Origin of the sequence: Sphingobium sp. C100, from assembly GCF_000508185.1 — a bacterium.
Classification (GTDB): Bacteria; Pseudomonadota; Alphaproteobacteria; order Sphingomonadales; family Sphingomonadaceae; genus Sphingobium.
Genome location: NZ_AYOY01000033.1, coordinates 1 through 9,687, shown reverse-complemented (window position 1 = coordinate 9,687; position 9,687 = coordinate 1). Strand labels below are relative to the sequence as shown.

Here is a 9,687-nt window from a genome sequence, read left to right as displayed (position 1 = left end):
GGCCCGCCGGTCGTGGCGCCGACGCGGCGCGGCTTTGGCTCGACCGTGATCGAACGGTCGATCCCCTATGATCTGGATGGCCATGCGGAAATCCATTACCGGCTTGCCGGCATTGAGGCGCATTTCTGCATCCCGTCGCGTCATGTGGTCTCCGTCCTGCCGCAGATAACGAGCGCCGAGCGGGTGCGGCCATTGACCGCCCCGACGCCCGAACTGCTCAAGGGGCGCAATGTCCTGCTGGTCGAAGATAATATGATTATCGCGATGGATGGGGAGGATGCGCTGCGCGACCTGGGCGCGGACGTGATCACCGCCGCCAGCGTCGGCCGCGCGCGGGAAGCGCTTGCGCTGGGCGCGGTCGATGTCGCCGTGCTCGATTTCAACCTGGGTCATGAAACCAGCCTGCCGGTCGCGGACATGCTGGCGGCGCGGGGCATCCCCTTCCTGTTCGCCACCGGCTATGGCGACGGGCTGGAACTGCCTGCGCGTTTCGAACGGGTGACGCTGGTGAAGAAACCCTATTCGGGGCCGACCCTGGCCCAGGCGCTGATGCCGGTGATCGGCGCGCCAGGCTGAGGGATAACAAGAAACAATTGGTTTCCTGATCGCCTGTTGCGGCGGCGGCGGGCTGCTCCGATGTTTACGGCCATGACGATGCCGACCTTTTTCATACCCCATGGCGGGGGGCCTTGTTTCTTCATGGACCCCGCCGATCCCGACCGCCCGCACAGCGACCCGATGTGGCATCCGATGCAGGCCTATCTTGCGGGCCTGATCGCTGGCCTGGACGAACGGCCTCGCGCCATCCTGCTGGTGTCCGGCCATTGGGAAGAGGCGGCGTTCACGGTCCATGTCGGCGACCGGCCGTCGCTGCTGTTCGATTATCATGGCTTTCCGCCCCACACCTATGCCCTGCGCTGGGATGCGCCCGGTGCGCCGGCAGTGGCGCGGCGCGCCGCGTCCCTGCTGCAAGAGGCGGGCTTCGCCACGGCGGAGGAAGAGGCGCGCGGGTGGGATCATGGCGTCTTCGTGCCGATGAAGGTGGCGCTGCCCGATGCCGATATTCCGCTGGCGCAAATGTCGCTGCGCCATGATCTGGATTCCGCCGCCCATATCGCCGCCGGCCGCGCCCTGGCGCCGTTGCGCGACGAAGGCGTGTTGATCGTCGGATCGGGCATGAGCTTCCACAATCTGCGCGTTCGCGGGCCGCAGGCGTTCGCACCGTCGACCGCCTGGGACTATGCGCTGACCGCGGCCGTGACCGATCCCGACGCGGATAGCCGGGCCAGGCGCGTCGCGGCATGGGAGGGCTTGTCGCAGGCGCGCTTCGCCCATCCGCGCGAGGAGCATCTGCTGCCCTTGATGGTGGCGCTGGGCGCGGGCGGCGATGCGCCCGCCACTTGCGATCATCGCAGCAACGTCCTGGGCTGGACCGTGTCGGGCTATCGCTTCGGCTGAGGTGGCAGGTGGAGCGCGGCGGGCGGGTCAGTCCGCGCCTTTGCCGCCCCCGGTCGCCGGCCGGCCGAGCGCGGGCACGGCCCTGGCCGCTTCCTCCGGCGTGATGCCCGGTGGCGGGGCGGCGGCGACCTGCTCATCGCCCCGCATGATCCGGCCCGCGCGCCTGATCGCACCGCGCAGCCGGGGATAGATGCCGCAGCGGCAGATATTGGTGATGGCCGCGTCGATGTCTTCGTCCGACGGATCGTTGTTCCGGCGCAGCAGCACGGACGCCGCCATGATCATGCCGGGGATGCAGTAACCGCATTGCGACACATTGTCCGCCGCGAACGCCTGTTGCACCGGATGGCCGCGATCGGGCGATAGCGCTTCGATCGTCGTGACGAAACGCCCCTCGGCATGGGCGATGCTCACCTGGCAGGACCGCACCGCTTCCCCGTCAATATCGACGGTGCAGGCGCCGCAGTCGCCAGTGCCACAGCCATATTTGGTGCCAGTGAGGTTGGACGCATCGCGCAGCGCCCACAGCAGGGGCGTGTCCGGGTCCATGCGATATTGCACCGGACGGTCGTTGACGGTGAACTTCGTCACGCGTCCGCGCCTTCCTCTTCCGCCTGATGATACAGCACCTCGTTGCGGATGTGGATGGTGCGCGACGCGAGCCGGATTTCCTGGATGAAGGTGGCGAAGGCGGCGGTCTGGAGCAGCATGGCCAGGATGAAGATCACCGCGATCGCCGTGCCCAGATGGGCGTCGAACAGTTCGGCCGCGAACAGCAGCACGACGACCAGGCAGATGGCGCAGCCCGACGCGACCGACAGGAAGATCGCGCCATTCACCACGCTCATCCGTTTGTCGAGCACGCGGATTTCCGCGACCAGCCGATCATGCTCGCGCCCGCGCGACGCCAGCACCCCCTGTTCGATCTTGCGCGCGCGGTCGATGACCCGCGCAAGCCGCCCGGCGCAGACGTTGAGGAAGGCGCCCAGGCCCGCCAGCATGAACACCGGCGCGACCGCAAGCTGAATAGTCTGCGCCACATGGCTGACCTGGGGCAGGGCAATGATGCCGCTCATCGCATCCATCCCGACCGCGCTCAGGCGACGCCCTTGGCGGGCGTGTTGATGCCCATCGACTGGAGATATTTCTTCACGTTGCGCGCCGCCTGCCGCAATCGCTGCTCATTTTCGACCATGGCGATACGGACATAGCCCTCGCCATCCTCGCCATAGCCCACGCCCGGCGCGACCGCGACCTTGGCATGGGTCAGCAACTGCTTGGAAAATTCCAGGCTGCCCATTTCCTTGAGCGCGGGGGGCAGCGGCGCCCAGCAGAACATCGACGCGCGCGCCGGCGGGATTTCCCAGCCCGCGCGGCCAAAGCTTTCCACCAGCACGTCGCGGCGCTTGTGGTAAAGCTGGCGGTTCTTCTCGACAATCTCCTGCGGGCCGTTGAGCGCGGCGCAGGCGGCCGCCTGGATCGGCGTGAAGGCGCCATAGTCCAGATAGGATTTCACCCGCGTCATCGCCGCGATCAGCTTTTTATTGCCCACCGCGAAACCCATGCGCCAGCCCGCCATGCTGTATGTCTTGGATAGCGACGTGAACTCGATCGCCACGTCCATGGCGCCGGGCACCTGCAAAATGGACGGGGTCGGATGGCCGTCATAATAAAGCTCGGAATAAGCGAGGTCGCTCAGCACCCAGACCTTATTCTCCTTCGCCCAGGCGACCAGCCGTTCGTAAAAGGCGAGGTCGACCGTCTCGGCCGTCGGGTTGGACGGATAGTTGACCACCAGGATCGACGGGCGCGGCACGGTGAAGGCCATGGCGCGGTCGAGCGAGCGGAAATAATTTTCGTCCGGCGTGGTCGGCACCGACCTGATCGTCGCGCCGGCGATGATGAAGCCGAAGGTGTGGATCGGGTAGCTGGGATTGGGCGCCAGCACCACGTCGCCCGGTTCGGTGATCGCGGTGGCCAGGCTGGCCAGCCCTTCCTTCGATCCCATGGTCACGACCACTTCGCTCTCCGGGTCGATCTCGACGCCGAAACGGCGTGCATAATAATTGGCCTGGGCGCGGCGCAGGCCGGGAATGCCCTTGGACTGGGAATAGCCGTGCGCGCTGGGCTTGCGCGCCACCTCGATCAGTTTTTCGATCACATGGTCGGGCGGCGGCAGGTCGGGATTGCCCATGCCAAGGTCGATAATATCCTCTCCCGCAGCGCGCGCGGCCGCCCGCATCGCGTTCACTTCCGCGATGACATAGGGTGGCAGGCGCTTCATGCGGTAGAATTCTTCGGACATTATTGGGGCTTTCCTGAAAGCTCTCGGTAGGGAATAGTGCGTGACGCGCCGCTAGCATGTCATAATCGGGCTATAACTGGCCGGATGACGACATGCCAGCGAAAGCCGCGACGCGCGTGATGCCAGGAAGAGGATGGTGGCCATGGAAAAAAGCGATGTCATGGAACCTCGTCTGCCGACCCTGGAAGAGATGCAGCAATGGACGCAGGTGATCGGCCGCGCCCAGCAATTATTGCTGGAGCAGGCGGCCGGATCGAGCGGCCAGCCGCTGCCCTTCGATCCGACGACCATTGCGCGCATCCAGACCGGTTTTGCCGACGAAGGGCTGGCGCTCTGGCAACGCTTCCTCAATTCGGGCGGCCTGCTGCGCGACCGCCCCGATCCTGCCCCTGCGAGCGGCCCCACCGCGCGCAAGGACCGGCGCTTTGCCGATCCGGCCTGGACCGAACATCCTTTCTACGACCTCATCCGGCAAAGCTATCTGTTGCTGTCCGACTATATGATGCAGATGGCCGACGCGGTCGATGGCGTCGATCCCAAGCAGAAGGCCAAGCTGCGCTTCGCCACCACCGGCCTGCTCGACGCGATCGCCCCCAGCAATTTCGCCTTCACCAATCCGCAGGTGGTGCAGAAAACGATCGAGAGCGGCGGCGAAAATCTGGTCAACGGCCTCAAACATATGCTGGCCGACCTGGAGAAGGGGCAACTGACCCATACGGACGGCACCAAGTTCGAACTGGGGCGCAACATCGCCGCCACGCCGGGCAAGGTCATCCATGAAACGCCGCTCTATCAGCTGATCCATTATGCGCCGACGACCGACACGGTGCTGGAAACGCCGCTCATCATCTTTCCGCCCTGGATCAACCGCTTCTACATTCTCGATCTCTCGCCCGAAAAAAGCTTCGTCAAATGGGCCGTCGATCAGGGGCTCAGCGTGTTCCTGGTCTCCTGGAAGTCCGCCGACGCATCGATGAAGGATCTGGTCTGGGACGATTATATTCTCGACGGCCAGATCGATGCGATCGACACGGTGCGCGACCTGCTCAAGGTGAAGGGCGTTCATGCGATCGGCTATTGCGTCGCGGGCACGACGCTGGCCGCCACGCTGGCGCTGCTCGCCGCGCGGGGCGAAGCGGACAAGGTGGCGAGCGCGACCTTCTTTACGGCGCAGGTCGATTTCAGCCAGGCCGGAGACCTCAGCCTGTTCGTGGACGACGAACAGATGAAGCTGGTGGAGCAGCTGTCGGCGCCGGGCTTCCTCGACGGTCGCTACATGGCTGCGACCTTCAACCTGCTGCGCGGTCGCGACCTGATCTGGAACTATGTCGTCAACAATTATCTGCTGGGCATGGATTATCCGCCCTTCGACCTGCTTTACTGGAATGGCGACACCACCAACCTGCCGGCGCGCTGGCACAGGGATTATCTGACCCAGCTCTACCGCGACAATCTGCTGGTCGTGCCCGGATCGATCAGCGTCGCGGGCACGCCGATCGACCTCAGCAGGGTCACGACGCCAGCCTATGTCCAGGCTGGCAAGGAAGACCATATCGCGCCGCTGGAAAGCGTCTGGAAGCTGACCGAGCATTTTTCCGGGCCGGTCCGTTTCCTGCTGGCGGGGTCCGGGCATATCGCCGGGGTCATCAATCCGCCGGCTGCGATGAAATATCAATATTGGGCCTGTGACGAAGCGCAGGCGACGCTCGACGCCTTCCTCGCCCAGGCGCAGGAGACCAAGGGCAGCTGGTGGCCCGATTGGCGCGCCTGGATCGAGGCGCTCGATTCGCGCACCGTTTCGGTGAAGGGCGCGCGCGTGCCGGGGAAGGGCAAGCGCAAGGCGATCGAGGATGCGCCTGGACGCTATGTGAAGGCGCGCTGATATTCGGGCCTAACAGCTCTGCGGTGAGCCGCGCCATCAGCGCGGCGAAGCGTCCATGGCACTTTTGTTGCACTGCACAATAGTCCTTGCATTCCGGCAGGCGAATCTATATTGTGCACTGCAACAAACGGAGGATGGTCATGGCCGAAACCCCGAAGACCCCGAGGAATACCCCGCGCGGCAAAGCCGGTTCCACGACATTGTCGGCGAGCGAGGCGCTGAAGGCGGCCGAAGCGGCGATCGGGGGCGAGCCCGAAAAGAAGAAGCCGGCGCCCCGGAAGGCGGCTGCATCGAGCGTCAAGCCGATCGAGACCAATCCGCAGGCTGCGGATGTCAAGCCGATCGACACGAACCCGCAATCCGCCCCCGAACCGGAGCCGGTTGTGGAAACGCCCGCCGCCGCCCCGGTCGAGGAACCGGTTACGCCTGAGCCGAAACCCGAAATCACAGAGAGCCTGACCGAAAAGGCCGATCCTATTGCGACCCAGCCGCTGCCCGCCACAGAAGGAACAAAGATCATGAACGACGTTATGGAAACCGGAAAGAAGTTCGCCGAGGAAACCAAGGCCAAGTTCGAAACCGCCTATTCCGATTTCAACGAGAAGGCCAAATCCCAGGTCGAAAAGTCGACCAAGGCGATCGAGGAAATGAGCGATATCGCCAAGGGCAATGTCGAAGCCTTCGTGGAATCCGGCAAGATCGCCGCCAAGGGCATGGAAGTGATGGGCCAGGAAGCCGTCGACTTCACGCGCAAGAACTTCGAAAAGGCGACTGCCTCTTTCAAGACCTTCGCGACCGTCAAGACGCCGACCGAATTCTTCCAGCTGCAAAGCCAGCTGCTGTCGACCAGCTTCGACGAATTCACCAAGGAAGCCGCCAAGAACAGCGAAGCCATGATGAAGCTGGCCGGCGACGTCGCCCAGCCGCTGACCGCGCGCGTGACCCTGGTCACCGACAAGGTGAAGACGCTGGCCGCCTGATCGGCGACATCTGTCTCAGACAATGCGGGGCGCCTTCTCCCATGCGGGAGGAGGCGCCCTTTGCGTTGGGAATGGAGCGCAGGTGCGGCAAATGCTTGCCTCTCCCCCTTGCCATGGACAGTCAAATCGCCATATCCTCTCCTATCATGAACAGTCTCACCACCGCATCATGGTCCGTGAACATGGCGGGCCGGGACCAGGACGATCAAGGCGACGGGCCTGGGCCCAATGTCGGCATCGCCACGCGCACCCGTACGCGCACCAAGAAGCCGTCGCTCTACAAAGTGCTGATGCTGAACGACGATTACACGCCGATGGAATTCGTCGTCCACGTCCTCCAGCAATTTTTCCGCATGGACATGGAGGAAGCGACTCGCGTCATGCTGCACGTTCACCAGCGCGGCGTCGGCGTGTGCGGCATCTTCAGCTACGAGGTCGCGGAAACGAAGGTCAACCAGGTGATGGACTTCGCCCGGCAGAATCAGCACCCCCTGCAATGCACGCTGGAAAAGGCCTGACGACTATCCTCCGCTGAGTCGCCGTCGTCCGACGTCGTTGCGGGGGACCGACCCGGTGGCCGACACGTCCGCCTGATTTTGTTGTCGGAGAATCGGCAGGGCGCGGGAGGCTTCCCGCCATGACTTTCATGAGCCTTTCCTTGGCCGCCGGGGCGTCCTACACGGGGTGCCGTGATGCAGGACAGCCAAGCCGTCATCCATGATCTGGCCGTGATCGGCGGCGGCGTGAATGGCTGCGGCATCGCCCGTGATGCGGCGGGCCGGGGCGCGCAGGTGCTGTTGCTGGAGCGGGGCGACCTGGCGCAGGGCACTTCCTCGGCCTCGACCAAGCTGATCCATGGCGGCCTGCGCTATCTGGAACATGGCGAGTTCGCCCTGGTGCGCGAGGCGCTGGCGGAGCGGGAGCGACTCTGGCGAATCGCGCCGCATATCATCCACCCGATGCGCTTCGTCCTGCCCTGGACCAAGGGGTTGCGGCCGCGCTGGATGCTGCGCCTAGGCCTATTCCTCTACGATCATATCGGCGGGCGACGGGCCTTGCCCGCGACCGAGACGATCGACCTGCGCCGCCATGTCGCGGGCGCGGCGCTCAGGCCCGGTTTCGGCACTGCCTATTGCTATTCGGACGGCTGGGTGGACGATGCCCGGCTGGTCGTGCTCAACGCCCGTGATGCGGCGGATCGGGGCGCGCAGGTGATGACCCGAACAGCGGTGACGGGGCTGACGCGCGCCGACGGCCTGTGGACCATCGCCACGCGCACGGCCGATGGCGCGACGCCGCATTTTCGCGCCCGCGCCCTGGTCAATGCCGCCGGCCCCTCGGTGCTGGCCGTGATGGGGCTTGCGCAGGGACAGGTGGAACGGCGGATGCGGCTGGTGCGGGGGTCGCATATCGTCGTGCCGCGCCTCTTCGACCATGGCTTTGCTTATTTCTTCCAGCTACCCGACGGCCGCATCATCTTCGCCATCCCCTATGACCACGACTTCACCCTGATCGGCACGACCGATCAGGATCATGACGGTCCCCTCGATCAGGTTCGGCCCAGTGCGGAGGAGGTCGCCTATCTGTGCGCGGCGACCAATCGCTATTTCGCCCGGCCGATCACGCCCGCCGACGTCATCTGGTCCTATGCCGGCGTCCGGCCCCTGATCGATGACGGAACGGCGCGGCCGGAAGCAGCGACGCGCGGCTATCGGCTGGAACTGGAGCAGGGGGGGGCAGGCGCGGCGCCTGTGCTTCATGTGCTGGGCGGCAAGATCACCACCTATCGCCACCTCGCCGCCGAAGCGGTCGACCTGCTGCGTCCACATCTCCCGATGATGCACGGCCGGGACTGGACCGCCGACGCGCCGCTGCCGGGCGGCGACTTCGCGACGACCGCGCTGACGGCGCTGCTCGAACGGCTGGCGCGCGACTATCCCTTCCTCGACCCGCTGACGGTGGACCGGATCGGCCGGGCCTATGGCACATGCGCGCTTGAGTGGCTGGGCGATGCGCGCAGCACAAGCGATCTGGGTGTCCATTTCGGTGTCGGCTTTACAGAGGCGGAGGCCATCTGGCTGATCGACCGGGAATGGGCGCGCAGCGTGGAGGATATTATCTGGCGGCGGACCAAATTGGGGCTGCGGCTCGGTCCAGCCCAGGTCGCCGCGCTCGACGCATGGTTGAAGGGACGGGGATGACCGGGCGCAACATATTGGTGCTGGACGAAGGCACCACCTCCACGCGGGCCATGCTCTACACGCCCGATGGCGTGCGGGTCGCCACGGCGCAGCGCGAACTGACGCAACATTATCCCCGGCCGGGCTGGGTCGAGCAGGACGCGACCCAGATCTGGGAACACAGCCTTGCCTGCGCGCAGGAGATGGTCGTCCGGGCAGGGGGGGCGGACAGGATCGCCGCCATCGGCATCACCAACCAGCGCGAGACGGTGGTGGCGTGGGACCGGCGCAGCGGCCGGCCGCTGGCGCGCGCCATCGTGTGGCAGGACCGGCGCACCGCCGACCGGTGCGATCGGTTGCGCGCGGACGGGCATGAAGCGTTGATCCAGGCGCGCACCGGACTGGTGATCGACCCCTATTTTTCCGCGACCAAGATGCGCTGGCTGATCGATCATGAACCCGCGCTCGCTGCCGCCGGGGAGGCGCTGGCCTTCGGCACGGTGGAAAGCTGGCTGGTGTGGAATCTGACCGGCGGCCTGCACATCAGCGACGCCAGCAATGCCAGCCGCACCCAGTTGATGGCGCTGGACGGGGCGGGGTGGGATGCCGATCTGTGCGCCTTGTTCGACCTGCCCCGTCGCGCGCTGCCCGATATTGTCGATAATGCCGGGGATTTCGGTGCGACCCGGCCCGACCTGCTGGGCGGCGCGATTCCGATCCGCGGCCTTGCCGGCGATCAGCAGGCCGCCGCCATCGGGCAAGGATGCCTGACACGAGGCGAGGCCAAGGCGACGCTCGGCACCGGCGCCTTCATCCTGACGCCGGTGGGCGAAGAACCGCCCCGCTCGCACCATCGCCTGCTCGGCACGATATTGTGCCCGA

The 9,687-nt window shown here is 65.4% G+C and carries 9 protein-coding genes and 1 pseudogene; 7 read left to right on the top strand and 3 right to left on the bottom strand.

Annotation, left to right across the window (positions count from 1 at the left end):
• Together C100_RS0123990 and C100_RS28665 are read left to right on the top strand one after the other, a co-directional pair.
• A pseudogene (locus C100_RS0123990) lies at positions 1–576 on the top strand (HWE histidine kinase domain-containing protein); the annotation flags it as partial.
• Positions 577–648: 72 nt separating this feature from the next.
• The gene (locus tag C100_RS28665) at positions 649–1,458 is read left to right on the top strand and encodes a DODA-type extradiol aromatic ring-opening family dioxygenase (protein ID WP_031308700.1); all 810 of its coding nucleotides are present in this window, start codon (positions 649–651) and stop codon (positions 1,456–1,458) included.
• Positions 1,459–1,485: 27 nt separating this feature from the next.
• On the opposite strand, the gene C100_RS28660 is transcribed toward C100_RS28665, so the two are convergent.
• Genes C100_RS28660 through C100_RS28650 form a run of 3 tightly spaced genes read right to left on the bottom strand, consistent with a single transcriptional unit; the run spans position 1,486 to position 3,763 of the window.
• Positions 1,486–2,049, bottom strand: a complete 564-nt coding sequence (locus C100_RS28660) for a (2Fe-2S)-binding protein (protein WP_024018466.1) — start codon at positions 2,047–2,049, stop codon at positions 1,486–1,488.
• The gene (locus C100_RS28655) at positions 2,046–2,525 is read right to left on the bottom strand and encodes a DUF2721 domain-containing protein (RefSeq protein ID WP_031308698.1); all 480 of its coding nucleotides are present in this window, start codon (positions 2,523–2,525) and stop codon (positions 2,046–2,048) included. Before C100_RS28655 ends, C100_RS28660 begins: the two co-directional genes overlap by 4 nt.
• Positions 2,526–2,554: 29 nt before the next feature.
• Positions 2,555–3,763 (bottom strand): LL-diaminopimelate aminotransferase, encoded by a 1,209-nt coding sequence (locus C100_RS28650; RefSeq protein ID WP_024018464.1) that lies wholly within the window; start codon positions 3,761–3,763, stop codon positions 2,555–2,557.
• A gap of 142 nt (positions 3,764–3,905) precedes the next feature.
• On the opposite strand from C100_RS28650, the gene C100_RS28645 reads away from it, so the two are divergent.
• From C100_RS28645 to C100_RS28625, 5 genes are all read left to right on the top strand, one after another.
• Complete coding sequence (locus C100_RS28645; RefSeq protein ID WP_031308697.1) at positions 3,906–5,645, top strand: PHA/PHB synthase family protein; 1,740 nt, start codon at positions 3,906–3,908, stop codon at positions 5,643–5,645.
• 140 nt (positions 5,646–5,785) lie between these two features.
• Positions 5,786–6,625: a phasin family protein gene (locus C100_RS28640; RefSeq protein WP_031308696.1), complete on the top strand. Its 840-nt coding sequence runs from the start codon at positions 5,786–5,788 to the stop codon at positions 6,623–6,625.
• A gap of 113 nt (positions 6,626–6,738) precedes the next feature.
• Positions 6,739–7,143: an ATP-dependent Clp protease adapter ClpS gene (gene clpS, locus C100_RS28635; RefSeq protein WP_031308694.1), complete on the top strand. Its 405-nt coding sequence runs from the start codon at positions 6,739–6,741 to the stop codon at positions 7,141–7,143.
• A gap of 171 nt (positions 7,144–7,314) precedes the next feature.
• Positions 7,315–8,826, top strand: coding sequence for a glycerol-3-phosphate dehydrogenase (locus tag C100_RS28630; RefSeq protein WP_024018460.1), 1,512 nt, complete (start codon positions 7,315–7,317; stop codon positions 8,824–8,826).
• Positions 8,823–9,687: FGGY family carbohydrate kinase (locus C100_RS28625; RefSeq protein WP_024018459.1), on the top strand; the 865-nt coding region annotated here is incomplete at its 3' end. The genes C100_RS28630 and C100_RS28625, both read left to right, overlap by 4 nt.